The 18,017-nt window shown below is 71.2% G+C and carries 10 protein-coding genes; 7 read left to right on the top strand and 3 right to left on the bottom strand.

The window, feature by feature from the left end; all coding sequences use genetic code 11:
- Positions 1-23 precede the first annotated feature (23 nt).
- The gene (locus tag WMF22_RS22460; RefSeq protein WP_437301078.1) at positions 24-1,400 is read right to left on the bottom strand and encodes a DUF5939 domain-containing protein; all 1,377 of its coding nucleotides are present in this window, start codon (positions 1,398-1,400) and stop codon (positions 24-26) included.
- A gap of 127 nt (positions 1,401-1,527) precedes the next feature.
- Positions 1,528-4,275 (bottom strand): bifunctional acetate--CoA ligase family protein/GNAT family N-acetyltransferase, encoded by a 2,748-nt coding sequence (locus WMF22_RS22455; RefSeq protein ID WP_438036972.1) that lies wholly within the window; start codon positions 4,273-4,275, stop codon positions 1,528-1,530.
- Between the two features lie 183 nt (positions 4,276-4,458).
- Here WMF22_RS22455 and WMF22_RS22450 point away from each other — a divergent pair, with 183 nt between their 5' ends.
- From WMF22_RS22450 to WMF22_RS22435, 4 genes are all read left to right on the top strand, one after another.
- Positions 4,459-6,060: a pectinesterase family protein gene (locus WMF22_RS22450; protein ID WP_438036971.1), complete on the top strand. Its 1,602-nt coding sequence runs from the start codon at positions 4,459-4,461 to the stop codon at positions 6,058-6,060.
- 70 nt (positions 6,061-6,130) lie between these two features.
- Positions 6,131-7,204 carry a mannonate dehydratase gene (gene uxuA, locus WMF22_RS22445; RefSeq protein WP_437301075.1) on the top strand — a complete coding sequence of 358 codons (1,074 nt, stop codon included), beginning with the start codon at positions 6,131-6,133 and terminating at the stop codon, positions 7,202-7,204.
- A 118-nt stretch (positions 7,205-7,322) separates the two neighbouring features.
- The gene (locus tag WMF22_RS22440) at positions 7,323-8,597 is read left to right on the top strand and encodes a hypothetical protein (protein WP_438036970.1); all 1,275 of its coding nucleotides are present in this window, start codon (positions 7,323-7,325) and stop codon (positions 8,595-8,597) included.
- Entirely contained in the window at positions 8,594-10,600 is a 2,007-nt protein-coding gene (locus WMF22_RS22435; protein WP_437301073.1) for a hypothetical protein, read from the top strand. Before WMF22_RS22440 ends, WMF22_RS22435 begins: the two co-directional genes overlap by 4 nt.
- A gap of 69 nt (positions 10,601-10,669) precedes the next feature.
- Here the strand turns inward: WMF22_RS22435 and WMF22_RS22430 are convergent, their stop codons facing one another.
- Positions 10,670-14,335 carry a hydantoinase B/oxoprolinase family protein gene (locus tag WMF22_RS22430; protein ID WP_438036969.1) on the bottom strand — a complete coding sequence of 1,222 codons (3,666 nt, stop codon included), beginning with the start codon at positions 14,333-14,335 and terminating at the stop codon, positions 10,670-10,672.
- Between the two features lie 553 nt (positions 14,336-14,888).
- On the opposite strand from WMF22_RS22430, the gene WMF22_RS22425 reads away from it, so the two are divergent.
- The 3 genes from WMF22_RS22425 to WMF22_RS22415 all read left to right on the top strand — a co-directional run bounded on the left by WMF22_RS22425 (position 14,889) and on the right by WMF22_RS22415 (position 17,968).
- Complete coding sequence (locus WMF22_RS22425) at positions 14,889-15,104, top strand: DUF4351 domain-containing protein (protein WP_438036968.1); 216 nt, start codon at positions 14,889-14,891, stop codon at positions 15,102-15,104.
- A 181-nt stretch (positions 15,105-15,285) separates the two neighbouring features.
- Positions 15,286-16,107 (top strand): hypothetical protein, encoded by an 822-nt coding sequence (locus WMF22_RS22420; protein ID WP_438036967.1) that lies wholly within the window; start codon positions 15,286-15,288, stop codon positions 16,105-16,107.
- Positions 16,108-16,282: 175 nt separating this feature from the next.
- Positions 16,283-17,968 carry a serine/threonine-protein kinase gene (locus WMF22_RS22415; RefSeq protein ID WP_438036966.1) on the top strand — a complete coding sequence of 562 codons (1,686 nt, stop codon included), beginning with the start codon at positions 16,283-16,285 and terminating at the stop codon, positions 17,966-17,968.
- Positions 17,969-18,017 lie beyond the last annotated feature (49 nt).

The raw sequence follows: 18,017 nt of genomic DNA, 5'->3' as shown, positions 1-18,017 counted from the left end.
GGTGCGTCGGAGAGGCGCCCGCGTCAGCGCGCGGCCATGCCCGGAAAACCCGCCGAATGCACGGTGCGGGTCCCCTCGATCCCCTTCAGATCGACGTGCGAGGCGCGCGGCGGCGTCCAGCCCTCATCGGTGAGCAGGCCGACGAGCTCGGCGTCGGCGGCGAGCGGCGCAGAGACGGTGAGCTCGCCGCCTGCAGAGACGCCGAGCAGGCGCGCCGCCGTGTTCACGGTGCGGCCGAAGTAGTCGAGGCGCTGGTTCAGGTTGACGAGCAACGCCGGGCCGCGGTGCATGCCCGCCCGGAGCACGAGGCGCTCACCCTCGATCCGGCCGGCGTTGCGGCCGAGCATGCCGCGCATGGCTGCGCTCAGCGCCGTCACCGCGGACCGCTCGTCAAGGAACGTGGCCATGACCGCGTCGCCGATCGTCTTGACCACGGCGCCGCCCTGCGCTTCGACGGCGCCGATCACGATGTCGAAGTGATCGCGCACCAGGTTGTACGCGGGGGCGTCGCCGATCCGCTCGTACAGCCGCGTGGAGCCGCACAGATCGGTGAAGACGACGAGGACCGATCGGACCGTCAGCCGCTCCCGCGCCGACAGCACCATGCCGCCGAAGTAGCGCCGGTACTCCGGCACGTGGAGCAGCTCGAGCCCGCTGAGCCGCCGCGGCAGGCTGGCCGGATCGAGCTCGTCCTTCAGGACATCGTGATGAACGATGAAGCCGCACTGCGGCCAGCCGACGTTGGTGAGCGCGATCTTGAGCGGGCCGGGCCGCACCACGAGCTCCGTCACGTCGAAGTGGGGTCCCGCGAGCTGCGAGATCGCGACGGCCTGCACCTCGTCCGTGGGCTCACCCTCGACGCGAAGGATGCCCTTGGCGCGGGTCAAGGGGCAGAAGTAGCGGTAGCGGCCGGCGGTGAGCACCTCGGTCGCCGCCACGGTCTCGCCGAGCGCGGCGGTCATGCCATAGCGGGGGTGGAGCGCCGAGGGCGGCTGGCAAACCGGAGGGAAGCCGAGGTCCTCGATGGACCGGCCGAGCGAGAACGTCACCTCGACGCGCGCCGAGATGTCGACGTCGAAGGAGTACTCGCACATCGGGCAGTACGAGACGGCGGCGGCCGTGGCGAGGTCGTCGATCGCCTCGGCCAGCATGTTGCAATGGCCGCAGTGGACGTCCCAGTGCATGTCGAAGAGGCCGGTCTGGGTGCCGTGCAGCAGGATGCGGATGACCGCGTGCGCGTCGAGCGCGGTGTCCGCCGCGACCACGTGGGGGTTGATACGGTAGCGACGGATGAGCGGCGCGTCGTGGAGCCATCGCTCGACCGCATCGATCTCGCCCGCGTTCGCGGGGTGCTGCTGCCTGAGCCGCTCGAACAGGGTCTTCAAACGGTGGGTATCCATGGCTGCTCCCCGAGCATGCGCATGTCTCGCAGGCGGCGGGAAGCGCCACGTGCGTGCCCGGCCGCGCCGCCCCCCACGTTTCCGCGGGTGCTCCAGCAGCGCGGCTATCGCACAGGACATATCGCGCCTACAGCGTCAGCTCCGCCCTCGCGGTCGAGTCGCCGATCTCGCGCGTCACCCGGAAGCCGAGCTTCTGCGCCACGCGCTGCATCTCCACGTTCTCGGCCAGGATGTCGGCGCTGATGCGGGAGAGCCCCTCGTCGCGGCCGATCTGGACGAGGAGGCCCAGCAGCCGGGAACCGAGCCCCTGCCGCTGGTGCTCGTCGCTGATCAGCAGGGCGAACTCCGCGTCGCGTGTGCCTGGCAGCTTGCTCAGCCGGCCGACGCCGATGATCTGCCGCTGCGCGCCGCCCGCGGGCGGCTTCTCGACGACCAGCGCCATCTCCCGGTCGTAGTCCGCGAAGCAGACGCGCGTCAGCCGCTCGTGCGCCGTGCGCAGATCGAGCTGCATCGGGTAGAAATACCGGAGCCGCACGGTCCGCTCGGACAGCTTCTTGTGGAACTCGACCATCTGCGGCTCGTCCTCGGGGCGGATGGGCCGGATCGTGAACGACGCCTGCCCGTCCCTGCTCTCGAGCTCCGTCACATACTGCGTGGGATACTCGCGGATCGCCGATCTGGGGAGCGCGGACTCCGGCGTGTCCGGCGCGTGCAGGACGACGCGGGCGTCGAGGGCGATGGCCCCCTCCGCGCTCACGGAGAGCGGGTTGATGTCGATCTCGCTTATCCATCGCTGCTCGATCACGAGCTGCGAGAACCTCACGAGCAGGTGCTCGAGCATCGTGAGGTCCACCGGCTTGCGGCCGCGCACGCCCTCGAGCGCGCGGTAGATCCTCGTCTGCTCCATCATGCGCCGCGCCAGCGTCGCGTTGAGCGGCGGCAGGCCGAGCGAGCGGTCCTTGAAGATCTCGACGAGCTGCCCGCCGGCCCCGAACAGGAGCACCGGGCCGAACTGCGGATCGATCGAGCTGCCGAGGATGATCTCGTAGGCGTCCTTCAGCGAGATCATCGGCTGGACCGTCACGCCCTGGAAGTGCTGCGCGCCGGCCCGCCGCGAGACGCTCTCCTGGATCTCCTCGAACGCCCGGCGCACGGCGTCGTCGTCGCGCAGGTCGAGCTTCACGCCGCCCACGTCGGTCTTGTGGGTGATCGTCGCGCTGTACAGCTTGAGGACGGCCGGATACCCCATCTCCCCGGCCGTGGCCACGGCCTCGTCCGCGCTCCTCGCGACGGCCGTCGGCACCGTCGGGAGGCCGTACGCCGCCATGAGCTGCTTCGACTCCACCTCATCGAGGAGCGTCCGCCCCGACGCGCGGACGCCGGCGATGATCTCCCTGGCCCTCTCGCGATCGACGTTCAACGCCCGCTCGTCCGTGCTCGGCGTCTCGTACAGGGCGCGGAGGGCGTACGCGTAACGGAACATCGAGCAGAACGCGCGAGCGGCGGTGTCGGGGTACTCGAACGTAGGGACCACGGCGCGGTTCAAGATGGCTTTGCCCGCCTCCACCTCCACGCCGCCCATCCAGCTGGCGAGGACCGGCTTGCCCTCGACGTGCGCGTGCTTGCGCAGCGCCTCGGCGGTCTGGGTCGGCTCGGTCATGTCCTGCGGCGTGAGGATGACGAGCACGCCGTCGTTGTTCGGGTCCTTCGCGCAGATCTCCAGGGCCTTCGCGTAGCGATCGGCGCCGGCGTCGCCGAGCACGTCGACCGGGTTGTTCCGGCTCCACGCGGCGGGGAGGAAGCCGCTCAGCTCGCCGAGGATCTCCGGCGAGAGCGGCGCCAGCTCGCCGCCGTTCGCGACGAGCGCGTCCGTCGCCAGCACGCCCGGGCCGCCGGCGTTGGTGACGATGCACAGCCGGTTGCCGCGGGGCCGGGGCTGCTTGGCGAGCGTCTCGGCCATGGAGAACAGGTCCGCGATGTCGTTCACGCGCAGCACGCCCACGCGCCGGAACGCCGCGTCGAGCACCTCGTCCGAGCCGGTGAGCGAGCCGGTATGCGAGGCGGCCGCCTTCGCCGCCGCCTCGCTGCGGCCTGGCTTGATCACGATGATCGGCTTGGTGAGCGCCACCTCGCGGGCGGCCGACAGGAACGCTCGCGCGTCGCGCGGATCGCCGATCGACTCCATGTAGATGAGGATGCTGCTCGTCTTGGGGTCGTTGCCGAGGTGGTCGATCAGGTCGCCCCAGCCGACGTCGAGCATCGAGCCGACGCTGACGAACGCGCTGAAGCCGACTTGCTCCTGGAGGCTCCAGTCGAGCACGGCCGTGCAGAGCGCGCCGGACTGGCTGATGAACGCGACCTTGCCCGGCCGCGCCTGCCCCTTCGCGAACGTCGCGTTGAGCCCGCCTATCGGGTTCATGACGCCCAGGCAGTTCGGGCCGATGATGCGCATCTTCCCGCGGGCGCGCTCCCTGATCTGCCGCTCGAGCTCTGCGCCCGGGGGGCCCATCTCCTTGAATCCCGCCGAGATGATGATCGCGCCGGGGACGCCGGCGTCCACGCACTCGCCGATGAGGCCCGGCACGCTCGCGGCGGGCGTGACGAGGACCGCGAGATCCACCTTCGCCGGCACGGCCGCGATGCTCGGATAGGCCTTGATGCCGAGGACGCTCTGCCGCTTGGGGTTCACCGGATAGACGGTGCCGCCGAACGGGTTGCTGATCAGGTTCCAGAGGACCGTGCGGCCGACGGCGCCGCTGTTCTCGGTCGCGCCGATGACCGCGACGTTCCGCGGCCTGAAGATGGGGTCGAGGCTCTGAGGCTCCTGACGAAGGACGTCGTGGGCACGGTCGGTCATGGGTACGGAGTCAGCCATGAAGCTCCTCGAGGGTTGACGGGCGGACGCACCAGGGGCCATTGCGCGGGAACGACGATGGCCGTCGTGCCACACGGCCGGCCTTGGTGCATGGGGAGTCTCTGCGAACAGGGCAGGGCACGTTCCGTGCCCTGAGCGCAGATTGCCAGGCCGCGCAGCGCCTTGATACCCTGCGCCGGCGCCATGATCCGCTCTCGACTTTTTCTCTTCGGGCTCCTCGGTCTGTGTTCGATCGCCTGCGAGGGCGCGGAGACGGCGGACGACACAAGCGCCGAGGCGTCCAGCGGCGCCTCGACCGCCGGCGCTTCGACGGCCGGCGCTTCGACCAGCGGCGGATCGACCGGCGGCGGGTCGACCAGCGGCGCGGCGTCGGGCGGCGGCGGGTCGACAAGCAGCGCGGCGTCGGCCGGCGCGGGAGCGGGCGGCGCCGGCGCGGCCGGCGGCGGCGAGGGCACGGGCGCGAGCCAGGGCGACGGCGGCGCGGCCCCGGTCGACCTCCCTGACGGTGTGAGCGCGCTGTTCCCCGCGCCGGGCGCCAGGGGGCTGTGTCCGGATCCGCCGCTCCGCATCACGTTCCCCGGCGCTCCGAAGCTGGGCAGCGCGGGCGCCGTTCGCGTGTTCAACGCCGCCCGGCCCGGCGCGGCGGTCGCGACGGTCGACATGTCCTCGATGACCGTGAGCGCCACGATCGGCGGCCGGACGTTCAACGTACCTCGCCCGGTGGTCGTGGACGGCAACGATGCTGTCGTGTCCTTGCCGTCGCGCGCGCTCGACTACGGAGAGTCCTACTACGTCACGGTCGACCCCGGCGCCATCGTGCCCCCGGGCGGCGGCTCGTTCGCGATCGCGGACGCGACGGCGTGGCGCTTCGACACGGCGGACGCAGGCCCGTCGAGCGTCGCGTCGCTCGATGTTGCGCTCGACGGCTCTGGCGACTTCTGCTCCGTGCAAGGCGCGCTCGACGCGGTCCCGGCGAACAACAGGGACAGCGTGCTCATCACCGTTCAGCGTGGGACCCACCACGGGGTCGTCTACTTCGAGAACAAACACAAGATCACGCTGCGCGGGGCCGATCGCAAAGGCACTGTCCTCTCCGGTACGAACAACAACAACCTGAACCCGAGCACCAGGGGGCGCGCGCTCGTCGGCGCCGACAAGGTGAGCGACCTCATCATCGAGAACCTCACCATCCACAACCTCACGCCGCAGGGTGGCTCCCAGGCGGAGGCGCTGCGGCTCCAGGACTGCGACAGGTGCGTCGTGCGCGACGCCGACATCCTGAGCCTCCAGGACACGCTGCTCTGGTCCGGGCGCCTCTACGCGGACAACTGCACCATCGCGGGGAACGTCGACTTCGTGTGGGGCACGGGCGCGGCTTATTTCAACCGGTGCGAGATCAAGACCGTCGGTCGATCCGGCTACATCGTGCAGGCGCGCAACGGCGACTCCGGCTACGGCTATGTCTTCGTCGACTCGCGCATCACGAGCGACGCGGGCATCACGGGGAACACGCTGGCGAGGATCGACGTGAGCCAGTATCCGGCGAGCCACGTCGCGTACATCAACTGCACGCTCGGCAGCCACATCTCGCGGGCAGGGTGGACGATCACGGGCGGGTCTCCTCCGCGCACCCTCCGCTTCTGGGAGTACCAGAGCCGGGACGCGGAGGGGCGCCTCATCGACACAAGCGGGCGTGTCGCCGGATCGACGCAGATCTCCGCGCAGCAAGCGGCGATGATGCGCGATCCGGCGATCGTGCTCGGCGGCTGGGTCCCTCCGAACTGAGCCGGCCGCGCGGCGCCTCGAACCCTGAGCTCTGCACGGCATGTCCCGTGACGCTGGAAGGACCGGAACGATGAAGATGACCTTTCGCTGGTACGGCGAGAACGACCCTGTGAAGCTCGAGTACATCCGTCAGATCCCGGGCATCCACGGCATCGTCTCGGCTATTTACGATGTGCCTGTGGGCGAGGTGTGGCCGGTCGAGCGGCTGCGGGCGCTCAGGGCGCGCGTCGAGGGCGTCGGCCTCCGGTTCGAGGTGGTGGAGAGCGTGCCGGTGCACGAGGACATCAAGCTCGGCAAGCCGACCCGCGAGCGGCTGATCGACAATTTCTGCCAGAACATCCGCAACTGCGCGGCCGCCGGCGTGAAGGTGATCTGCTACAATTTCATGCCGGTCTTCGACTGGACCCGCACCGAGATGGCCAGAGAGCTGCCCGACGGCTCGCTGACCCTGGCCTTCGACGCCGCGGCGGTGGCCGGGATCGATCCGGAACAGGGCATCTCGCTGCCCGGCTGGGACTCGAGCTACAAGCCGGAGCAGCTCCGCGCCGTCCTCGACGAGTACAAGAACGTCGGCGAAGAGGCCCTGTGGGCGCACCTCACGCATTTCCTCCGGCGCATCATCCCGGTTGCCGAGGAGGTCGGCGTCCGGATGGCGATGCACCCGGACGACCCGCCCCGGCCGATCTTCGGCCTGCCGCGCATCGTCAAGAACCGCGACGACCTGATGCGCCTCGTGAAGACCGTCGATTCTCCGGCCAACGGCATCACGCTGTGCTCCGGCTCGCTGGGCGCCGATCTGTGCAACAACATCGTATCGCTTGTGCGCGAGTTCGGCGGCATGGGCCGCATTCCGTTCGGGCATCTGCGCAACGTGGCGGTCCAGGAGGACGGCACCTTCTTCGAGTCCGCCCACCTGTCCTGTGAGGGCTCGCTCGACATGGCCGCCATCGTGAAGGCCTACCATGACGTGGGCTTCGACGGCTACGTGCGCCCGGATCACGGCCGCATGATCTGGGGTGAGACCGGCAAGCCGGGATATGGCCTGTACGACCGCGCGCTGGGCCTCGTGTATCTCAACGGTCTGTGGGAGGCCACGTGCAAGCTCTCGCCCGGACCTGCCGCCAAGGCGCCTGCCCCTGGATGAACGGGTGAGCGGGCAGGGGAGGCGGGGACGCCGGCCTCGACCGGGGGTCCGTCGCGGACGCCGACCGCCGGTCGCTACCTTTCACTTCCCGCGCGGCGGAGGCTAGAGTGTCGGCACCGTGCCTGCCACGACCCTCGACGACGCCTACCAGGCCCTCGAACTCAAGGCTCTCGAGCCCAACGACCCGGTCTACGTGCAGACCACCATCCCGGTCGGCAAGAGGCGTCAGCTGCCGCCCCTAGCGCGGCTGCGGGGCCAGCTCATCAAGTCGAGCGAGCGGGACCGCTTCTTCCTGTCGGGGCACATCGGCAGCGGCAAGAGCACGGAGCTCAAGCGGCTCCTAGCCGACCACGACATCCTGCAGCGCTTTTACATCGTCGCGTTCGACATCGAGCCGGAGCACCAGCCGAGCCTCGCCTCGCACGAGCTCTTGTTCCTGATCGCGGCGCAGCTCTACGCGCGTGCCAGCGCCGACACGACGCTGGTGACGTTCGATCGGTCGGACCGATGGCTCGGCATCCTGCAGCGGCTCGACGCCGCGCTCTACGGCCCGACCGGGCTCGTGCAAAAGGGCGGGAAATTTGGCCTGAGCTTCGACCTCTTCTTCGTCAAGCTCAGCCAGGAGCTCGCCGTGGAGCAAGGTCGCCGCCGCGAGTTCCGCGGGTTTGCGGAGACCCAGGGGAGCGTGCTCGTGGAGCTCATCGACGCCCTCGTGGACGACATCGGGACGGCGCTGGTGCACGCCGGCCTCCCGCACCGCGTGCTCATCGTCGTCGACGATCTCGAGAAGCTCCGGTCGAATGAGCAGTTCACCGAGATCTTCCACACCAACTTGGGGGCGCTCCTTGCGCCGCACGTCCCCATCCTGGTCACGGTGCCTCCTTCCGTCACCTTTGGCGGTCCGGGAGGCGCTCTCGGAAGGAACGTCAACCACCTGCGTCCGATCCAGGTGCTACGCAAGACGAACGTGCTGGATCCGACAAGTGCCGAGGACCCGACGGGCGTCGCCGTCATGCGGAGCATCTTCGATGCGCGCGTGGGCCCTGGGCTGTTCGATGCCGAGGTCGTCCGCGAGGCCGCCCTGTACTCCGGCGGCGTTGTGCGCGACTTTTTCAACCTCCTGCGGTTCGCGATCATCCAGGCGCAGCTCTACAATCAGGATCGCGTCGATGAGATCGCGTGGGAGGACACGCTCACGGAGGAGAAGACCAGGTTTATCGCGACGCTCTATCCCAAGGACAAGGAGGCGCTTCGCGCCATACGCGAGGCACACCTTCTGGCCGATGCGGGACAGCTCGAGTACGCCCGGCGATCGGTCGTGATCGAGCACAACCACGACGGTATCTGGTGGGAGGTGGCGCCGATGCTCTGGGAGTGGCTGGACAAGGCGTGAGCCAGATCGTGCGCAAGCTGCGGCGAGCGGACGAGCAACAGCTCCGCGGCCTCGAGGCCGCGCTGGGGCGGGGGCATTTCGTGATCGTCGTCGTAGACGACGCGGCCTGGCCGATCGTGCGCGGCGTGATCGGCGTCGAGGCGAGCGGCGAGTTCACGCTCGAGAACGGCGGCGATGTCGTGCAGATGTTCGACTCGCCTGCTGCCGCGGGCGAGGGGGTCGTCTTTCTGCACATCGGCGAGCCCGCGGTGGACGCGATGCTGGCGCTGAATCTCAACCGCGACAAGCTCCTCAGCCGGAGATGCCGCTTTCTGCTGCGGCTACGCGGTCTCGAGACGTTTCAGCGCTTCGTGCGGGAGGCGCCGGACTGCTACTCGATCCGCGATGCCGTCGCCCTCATCGAACCTCAGGAGGCCATCGAGCTCGAGCCCTCGCGGGAGCCTGAGCCCGACGTCGAGCAGCTGATGACCAATGAGCGCTCGCCCGATGCGTTGCTGACCCTTGGAACAGGGCTGCTCATGCAAGGCCGCTTGGAGGGCGGGTACCGCGCGCTCGACGGCGGGATCGCGCTCCTGGAGCGGAAGAATCGGCTCTCGGCGCGCGACCGGTCGACGCTGGCAGCGCTCCACTACCGCCGCGCTGATAGCACCATCAAGCAGGAGCGTCACACCCACATTCAGGATGCGTTGCGCGTGCTCGGGCCGGTGCGGGAGGAATACAGTGAGCAGTACGCCATGATCCTCTCGCAGCGCTCGGACTACTACGGCTCCGAGATCGCCGTGGCACGCGAGGCCCTCGATGCCGCAGAGCAGGCGACTCCGCCCAACCCGGATCTCGTCGCGCGGCAACTCATCGTGCTTGCGGACGCCTACCTTTGCCGCAAGGACGCGCGGGGAGCGCGCGAGGCGTTAGGGCAGGCGCAAATGGCCTGGTTGGCGACCGAGAATCGCCTCTTCATGCAGAGGCTGGAAGCGGTTCTCCTGATCACCGAAGGGCGCTGGAAGGAGGCGACGCACAAGCTAGAGGACGGCCTCCGTCAGACCGCGCAAGCAGGGCCCCGCTTCGGGATCCATTCGTTCGCGCTGCTGCTCTCCGACCTCCTCATCCGCCAGGGGGAGCTCGAGGCCGCCGTCGACGCCATCGCCTCCGTCGAGTCAGAGCAGGCCGACGAGCTCCGCCTGCATGTCCGCCGTTCGCAGGGGGAGCCTGACGCCCTTCGCGGCCTCGAGGATCTCGCCGACGTGATCGCGGGGGGCGGCGATCTCTCCCGCGCGCTCGCGCGCGCCAACGCCATCGCAGGCTGGACCCGGCTCGCCGTGCGCGCCGGGCTCCTCGAAGGATGGAGCCTCGACCGCATGGACACCGCCATTGCGGTGCTCGTTTCGCGAGTCGCCGCTGTCGCGCCCGCGACCCCTCCGTGGGCGCGGATCGAGGCGGAGTTGCTCGTAGCGGACAACCTCCTCGCGCGCGCAGGGTCGGAGCTCTCGGCCGCGGAGGCGGCCGAGAGCGCGTTAGCGCTCGCGCGTGCGGGCGCGCCTGAGCTCATCGCGGCGTGCGTGGGTCGCGTCGCCGTCGCGGCGCTCCGGTCCGGCTCGCTGGAGCGGCTCGACGCGCTGCTAGGCGACGCCGCCCGTGCGGCGGAGGCTCACCACCTTCCCGGCGAGGCAGCGCGGATAGCAGGCCTCCGGCTCTGGTACGCGATCCAGCGCGGTGCCGGCGTTGGCGAGGCAGAGCGAGCTCTCGATGATGCCTTCGCTCGCTCGGGGAGCATCCTCGTGAAAGCCCAGGTGCTCCTGCGCGTCGGGCGCGGCGCCGGGCGGCGCGACCTCGTCGGTCGCGCCCGGCGCATCTACCGCGCGCTGCCCTGGCCCGAGCGCGAAGGCGCGTGCCTCGAGGCGCTCGGCATGCCGCAGGCGGCGCGCGACCGGTACGAGGCGTTCGGGCTGCGGCTCGCGGCGCTGGCCGTCGCTCGGGACCCCGAGCCCGAGCCCGTCGGCGCGTGACCGGCGGCTGGTCGGACGAGCGATCGCCCGCCGCCAGCGCCGGGCACGTCCCCAGGTCCCCGCGCCCCCTCAGCCAGCCTCCGGCGCTCCGTACCCGCCGCCCCCCGGCGTCTCGATCACGAACACATCGCCGCTCCCCATCTCGACCGATCCGATGTGCCCCAGCACCTCGACCGAGCCGTCCGCGCGCACCACCAGGTTGCGCCCGGGCGCGCCCGCCTTCCCGCCCGCCAGGCCGAACGCGGCCGTCGAGCGCCCGTTCGACAGGATCGACGCCGTCATCGGCTCCAGGAAGCGCACGGCGCGCGTGCCGCCGTTCCCGCCCGGAAAGCGTCCGGCCCCGCCGGAGCCCTCGCGGATCTCGTAGCGATCCAGCCGCACCGGGAAGCGGTGCTCCAGCACCTCCGGATCCGTCAGGCGCGAGTTCGTCATGTGCGTCTGCACGACGCTCGTCCCCGCGAAGCCGCGCTCGGCGCCCGCGCCACCGCCGCCGCTCCCGCCGAGCTCGATGCCCGCCCCCGAGCCGCCCGAGATCGTCTCGTAGTACTGGAGCCGCTCGTTGCCGAACGTGAAGTTGTTCATCGTCGGCTGGCTGCTCGCGAGCACGCCGAGGGCCCCGTACAGCGCGTTCGTGACGCAGGTCGACACCTCGACGTTGCCCGCCACCACCGCGGCCGGGGGGCGCGGGCTCAGCATCGAGCCCTCGGGGATGACGACCTCGATCGGCTTCAGGCAGCCCGCGTTGAGCGGGATGTCGTCGTCCACGAGCGTGCGGAAGACGTAGAGCACCGCGGCCATCGTCACAGCGCGGGGCGCGTTGAAGTTGTTCTCCATCTGCCCGGACGTGCCGGTGAAGTCCACGACCGCCGCGCGGCGCTCCCGGTCGATCCGGAGGGCCACCTCGATCGTCGCGCCGTTGTCGAGCGGCAGCGAGAAGCGCCCGTCGTGGAGGAGCGCCGGGTCGAGCCGCGCGATCGCGAGGCGCACGCTCTCCTCGGCGTTGTCCTGCACGTGCTTCATGTAGGCCTGCACCGTCGGGAGGCCGAACTGCGCCACCATCGCGGCGAGCTCCTGCGCGCCCTTCTCATTGGCCGCGATCTGCGCGCGCAGGTCGGCCAGGTTCTGCTGCGGGTTGCGCGCCGGGTACGGCCCTGCGCCGAGCAGCGCCAGGATCTCCGCCTCGCGGAGGCGCCCGGCCTCGACCAGCTTCACGTTGTCGAGCAGGACGCCCTCCTCCTCGATCGCCCTGGAGAACGGCGGCATCGAGCCCGGCGTGATGCCGCCGATGTCCGCGTGATGGCCGCGCGACGCCACGTAGAACAGCACGCGAGCGCCCGCCTCGTCCCATACCGGCGTGACCACCGTCACGTCCGGCAGGTGGGTGCCGCCGCGGTACGGATCGTTGAGCGCGAACACGTCCCCCGGCTTCATCCCCGGGTTCCGCGCGATCACGGTCTTGATCGACTCGCCCATCGAGCCGAGGTGCACCGGCATGTGCGGCGCGTTCGCGATCAGGCTGCCCTCCGCGTCGAACAGCGCGCACGAGAAATCGAGCCGCTCCTTGATGTTGACCGAGTGGGCGGTGTTCTGGAGCCGCAGGCCCATCTGCTCGGCGATGTTCATGAACAGGTTGTTGAACACCTCCAGCATCACCGGGTCGACCTCGGTGCCCACCGCGCGCCGCTCCGGGCGCGGCGCCACCCGGGTGAGCACCATGTGGCCGAGCGCGGTGATCTCGGCGCGCCAGCCGGGCTCGACGACGGTCGTCGCGTTGGCCTCGGCGACGATGGCCGGCCCGTCGATCACCGCGCCGCGCCCGAGCCGCTCGCGCCGGTGCAGCGCCGCGTCGTGGAGCGCCCCCTCGGCGTACATCCGCACCCGGGCGTCGGCCTCGGGGCGGTGCGGGCGCGCCTCCGCGGGGCGCTCCTCGGCGGCCTCGCCCGGCCCGATCGCCTCCACGGAGACGCTCTCCAGGACGAGCGCCTTGTCCGGCATCAGGAAGGCGAACCGCCTGCGGTAGGCCGCGTCGAAGGCGGCGCGGATCGCCTCCGCGCTGCCGTCGGGCACGACGAGGGCGGTGTCGGTGCCCTCGTAGCGCACGTGGACGCGCCGGACGAGCCGCACGCGCTCCGGCGAGAACCCTTGCCCCACGAGCTCGGCCTCCGCGTCGCGGCCGATGCGCGCGAGCGCCTCGCGCGCCGCGGAGAGCCCTGCGTCGTCGAGGCGCCGCTCCACGGCCGCCTCGCGGATCGCGCTCTGGTCCGACAGGCCCATGCCGTAGGCGGACAGGACCCCCGCGAGCGGGTGGACGAAGACGCGGCGCATGCCGAGCGCGTCGGCCACCGCGCAGGCGTGCTGGCCGCCGGCGCCGCCGAAGCATTGCAGGGTGTACTGGGTGACGTCGTGGCCGCGCGCCACCGAGATCTTCTTCACCGCGTTGGCCATGTTCGCGACGGCGATCTGCAGGAAGCCCTCGGCCAGCTGCTCGGGCGTGATCGGGCGCGACGTGTCGCGCTGCACCTCGGCCGCCATGGCCCGGAAGCGCCGCTCGACGACCTCGCGGTCGAGCGGCGCGTCGGCGCCCGGGCCGAACACGTGCGGGAAGAACTCCGGCTGGATCTTGCCGAGCATCACGTTCGCGTCGGTGACGGCCAGCCGCCCGCCGCGGCGGTAGCACGCGGGCCCCGGGTTCGCGCCGGCCGACTCCGGCCCCACGCGCAGCCGCGCGCCGTCGAAGCCGAGGAGCGAGCCGCCGCCCGCGGCCACGGTGTGGATGCTCATCATCGGCGCGCGCATCCGGACGCCGGCCACCTGCGTCTCGAAGGCGCGCTCGAGCTCGCCGGCGTAGTGCGACACGTCGGTCGAGGTGCCGCCCATGTCGAAGCCGATCACCTTCTCGTGCCCGCCCGCGAGCGCGGTGCGCACCATGCCGACGATGCCGCCCGCCGGGCCGCTCAGGATCGCGTCCTTGCCCTGGAAGCGGCCGGCCAGCGTCAGCCCGCCGCTCGACTGCATGAAGTAGAGCGGCACGCCGGGCATCTGGCTGGCCACCTGCTCGACGTAGCGGCGCAGGATGGGCGACAGGTACGCGTCGACCACCGTCGTGTCGCCGCGCGAGACGAGCTTCATCAGCGGGCTCACCTCGTGCGACGCGGAGACCTGGGTGAAGCCGACCTCGCGCGCGATCTCGGCCGCCCGCCGCTCGTGCGCGGCGAACCGGTAGCCGTGCATGAAGACGATCGCGCAGGCGCGGATCCCGGCCTCGAACGCCTCCGAGAGCGGGCCGCGCAGCGCCTCGCCGTCGAGCGGCTCGGCCACCTCGCCGCGCGCGCCGACGCGCTCGCGGGCCTCGACAACGCGCTCGTAGAGCAGATCGTGCAGCGCGATATGGCGATCGAACAGGCGAGGGCGGTTCTGGTAGCCGATGCGCAGCGCGTCGCGGAAGCCGCGCGTGGTGACCAGCACGGTGCGGTCCCCCTTGCGCTCGAGCAGCGCGTTCGTGGCGACCGTGGTGCCCATCTTCACGCACTCGACCTCGGCGGCAGAGATGACCTGACCGGGCGCGAGGCCGAGCAGGCGGCGGATCCCCTCGACCGCCGCGTCGGCGTACTGCTCGGGGTTCTCCGACAGGAGCTTTTCGGTGGTGAGGGAGCCGTCGGGCCGCCGGGCCACGACGTCCGTGAAGGTGCCTCCGCGATCGATCCAGAACTGCCACTTGTGCGAGGTCGAGGTCATGGAACCCACTCCTTAGCCGGCCGCCTCCTCCGCCGCGCTCCGCGCCGTCCTGCACGCCGAAGGGCGGCAAGACTAAGTTTTCATTGAACAATCTTCAACCGTCGGGAACCGCCGGGAGGGGGCGCCCGCCCACGCCGCTGGAAGCCCGCAGCGTCCCGGGAATAGCTGTCCTGTACGTAAAATTGGCATCTCGGCTCGATGGAGGTCCTTGCCGTCGGCCCGCTCCCCGTGGCCTCGCTCCTCTGGCAGCCGCCGGGCGCGTGGATGTTCACGTTCGTCTGCGAGGCCACGTTCGCGCTGCGGCAGCGCGCCGGTCCGCTCGCTGGTGGCCCGGCTCTCCGTCGCCGAGATCGACAAGTCGATCGAGGTCGTGTGCGACAGGATGCTCACGAAGGACGGTGCGTCGCGCGAGCATGAATTACGGGGAGCCGTTCTGATTCATTCGCAAAAGAGCTTGTCGAAGAAATGGTGTCTGTGACGCGCGCATGAGGCATGGTGCGAGGTCCTGCAGCGGCTCCTGGCCGCGGCGGGAGAGCCCTGGAAGGAGGAGATCGTGTCGGCAGCCGATCAACTGATGGAGCGCGGCAGACAGCAGGGGTTGCGGGAGGGACGCCGCCATGTGCTGCTGAAGCTGCTCGGCGCGCGCTTCGGCGCGCTGCCCGACGATGTCGTCGCGTGCGTCAACGTCGCCGATGTCGTGGCGCTGGATCGATGGTCCGAGCGCGTGCTCACCGCGCCGACGCTTGCGGAGGTACTGAGCGAACCCTGAGGAGCGTCACCGGCCGCGCAAGGGGGCGCCGCGCCATGGCTCCGTAGGCTCGCGCGACCTGCCTCCTCGCCACGCCCTCATGGCCGCGTGCGCCCGTCCGGAACCGGCGTTCAGCGCTGTACAACCGTTCGTGCGGCGTGATAAGCGCTCGAGCAACTCTCGAACGAGAGGATCTGCTCGAATGTCCAGCAAGCAACCTCCTCCGCACGTCACCGCCGCCCACGCGGCGGGCCTGGCCGCGCTGCTCGGCGCGACGGACGCTGCCGCGGAGAACGAGCGCGCGGGGAGCGCGGAGCGGCACTTCGAACGCGCACGGCGGGGGCGCTCGTCGCAACCCGGGCCGCGCGCGAAGCCCGCCGCTGGCCCGCTCCCGTCGCCGCCGGGGGGCCCGTCGAACGCGGGCGGCGCGCGGGAGTACGTGTGCGCCGCGCCGACGCGCTCGCCGGTGCTGAACGCGTTCCTGAGCGAGCTCGGCGCAGAAGGCGGAGCGCTCGTGCCGGCGCACGTCCACGTCTTCGACGAGCACACCCTCGCGCCGAGGCTCGTCGAGCTCGCGCGCCAGCGGGTGGTCTCCATGCTGCTCGCCGTGGGCAGGACCGAGGTGGCCCTGACCCTGGCGCAGATGCCGCCGATCACCAACGAGCGCGCGGCGCGGCTCTTCATGCGGCAGGCGGTCCACGTGGGCGGCGATCTCGGGGCGATCACGGGCGACTACGCGCGGCACTACCGGCGCTCGGGGGCCCCGGAGCGCGACGACCAGCGCGCGGGCTGCATCATGGCCGCGTTCGCGGGACGCCTGAGCGCCATGGCGGAGAAGCTCCTCGGCCCGCACGTGCGCGCCGAGCTGCGCGCCGCCCTGGAGGCGCTGACGTCGCAGGGCAGCCCTCCCGCGCGGCGGGCGCGCGCGAGCGATCTCCGCGCGCCGCAGGCCGCCGGGCGAGGCGCCCCCGCGGCGGCGGCGCGCGACGCCGCGAGCTCGGCGGCGCGGCCGAGGCGCAAGTAGGCGACGCGCGGCGCCGCGAGCGCGGCGGTCCGGTCGAGGCGAAAGGACGCGGCGCGCGGTCCGGGTCGGATCCTGTTGCGGTGGGCTCGTTCGTTTGCTTCGTTGGGCGCGAGGCGCCCCGGCTGCTCGACCCTGAGCCCCTCGGGTGCGCGTTCCCAGCGAGAGGCCGAGGCTCATGAATTCGCTCGCAGAAGGCAGCGTCGTCGCCGGAAGATACCGCCTCGAGCGCATGCTCGCGCGGGGCGGGATGGGGTCGATCTGGGTGGCCCGGCACCTCCAGCTCGACGCCATGGTCGCGGTCAAGCTCATGGCGCCCGAGTACGCTGCCTCGTCCACCGCGCGGGCGCGCTTCGAGCGCGAGGCGAGGGCCGCGGCGCAGCTCAAGCTACCGAACGTCGTGCACGTGCACGATTATGGGCTCGAGGGCGACACGCCTTTCCTCGTGATGGAGCTCCTCGACGGCGAGGATCTCGAGACGCGGCTCGCGCGGGAGGGGCGCCTCTCCACGGCGGCCACGCTCGGCATCGTCACGCAGGTGTGCAAGGCCCTGCGCCGCGCGCACGAGATGGGGATCGTCCACCGCGACCTCAAGCCCGCGAACCTCTTTCTCTCGCGGCAGGACGAGGACGAGCTCGTGAAGGTCCTCGACTTCGGGATCGCCAAGGCCCAGGGCACGCTGCTGGCCGGCAACGAGACGAAGACAGGCACGCTCGTCGGCTCGCCCTACTACATGAGCCCCGAGCAGGTGCGCCGCAGCAAGACCCTCGACTGGCGCAGCGATCTCTGGTCCGTCGGCGTGATCGCGTATCGCTGCCTCACCGGCCATCTCCCGTTCCCGGGTGAGGAGATAGGCGAGGTGTTTGTGGCGATCTGCACGGAGGACGTCCCCCTCGCGTCCAGCGTCGTGCCGGAGCTCGGGCCCGCCGTGGATGGGTTCTTCTCGCGGGCGCTCGCGCGCGACCCGGCGCATCGGTTCCAGGGCGCGAGCGAGCTCGCCGAGGCGTTCGGCGCGGCGGCCTCCGCGGCGGGGTCGGAGCCCCGACCTCTCCAGCCTTCGGTTCCCGCGGAGGGGGCGTCTCCGCTGCTCGTCGTCCATGGCGGCACGATGGCCGCGAGCCCAGATGCGGTAGGGGCGCGTCCAGATGCGGTAGGGGCGCGTCCAGATGCGTTAGGGACGCGTCCAGATGCGGTAGGGGCGCGTCCAGATGCGTTAGGGACGCGTCCAGATGCGTTAGGGACGCGTCCAGATGAGTTAGGGGCGCGTCCAGATGCGTTAGGGGCGCGTCCAGATGCGGCGAGCCCTGGAATCATGGGACCGAGCCCCGGCACGATGGGCGCCGCCTCCAGCGCGTCCTTGCCCACGCTGCGAAACGAAGCAGGGCCCCCCTTTCACGGCGCTCCGAGCCGTGGTGTATCAGAGGGCGCTGCGCCGGCGTTCCAGGGGTCCATCAGCACGTTGACGTCGGCCGGAAATACCCTCGCCCCGACGAACGCCGACGGCCGCCGCGCCAGGATCTCGCTGGCCCTGGGCGCTGGCGCGCTCGCCCTGGGGCTCGTCACCTATGCGGTCCTTCGCACCCTCGCGCCGGGCGGCGAACCGACGTCGCAGCCCGACGCGGCGGCCTCGCCTGCCGCCGCGTCCGCGCTGTCCGCCGCCGCGCCGTCCACCGCGTCGACGGAGCCTCCGCCGCCGCCCTCCGACAGCGCGACGGCCGCGCCGGGCGCGCCTTCGGCCTCCGAGGCGCAGACCAGCGCGCCCGCGCCCGTGCGCGCGCCGCCGGCGCCGTCGTCCGCCAGAAAACGGGCGCCGCTGCCCCCGAGGCCCCGGACCCCTCGGGACGACCCCACCGACCACATGTGACCAGCCGCCGCGCAGCGAGGAGCCCGTGCGCTCGCGCGCGCCGCCGCGA

The sequence above is a fragment of the Sorangium sp. So ce204 genome, assembly GCF_051526795.1.
Classification (GTDB): domain Bacteria; phylum Myxococcota_A; class Polyangia; order Polyangiales; family Polyangiaceae; genus Sorangium; species Sorangium cellulosum_B.
Note: the sequence above shows the minus strand (reverse complement) of the source record. Positions and strands in the feature narration are given on the sequence as shown.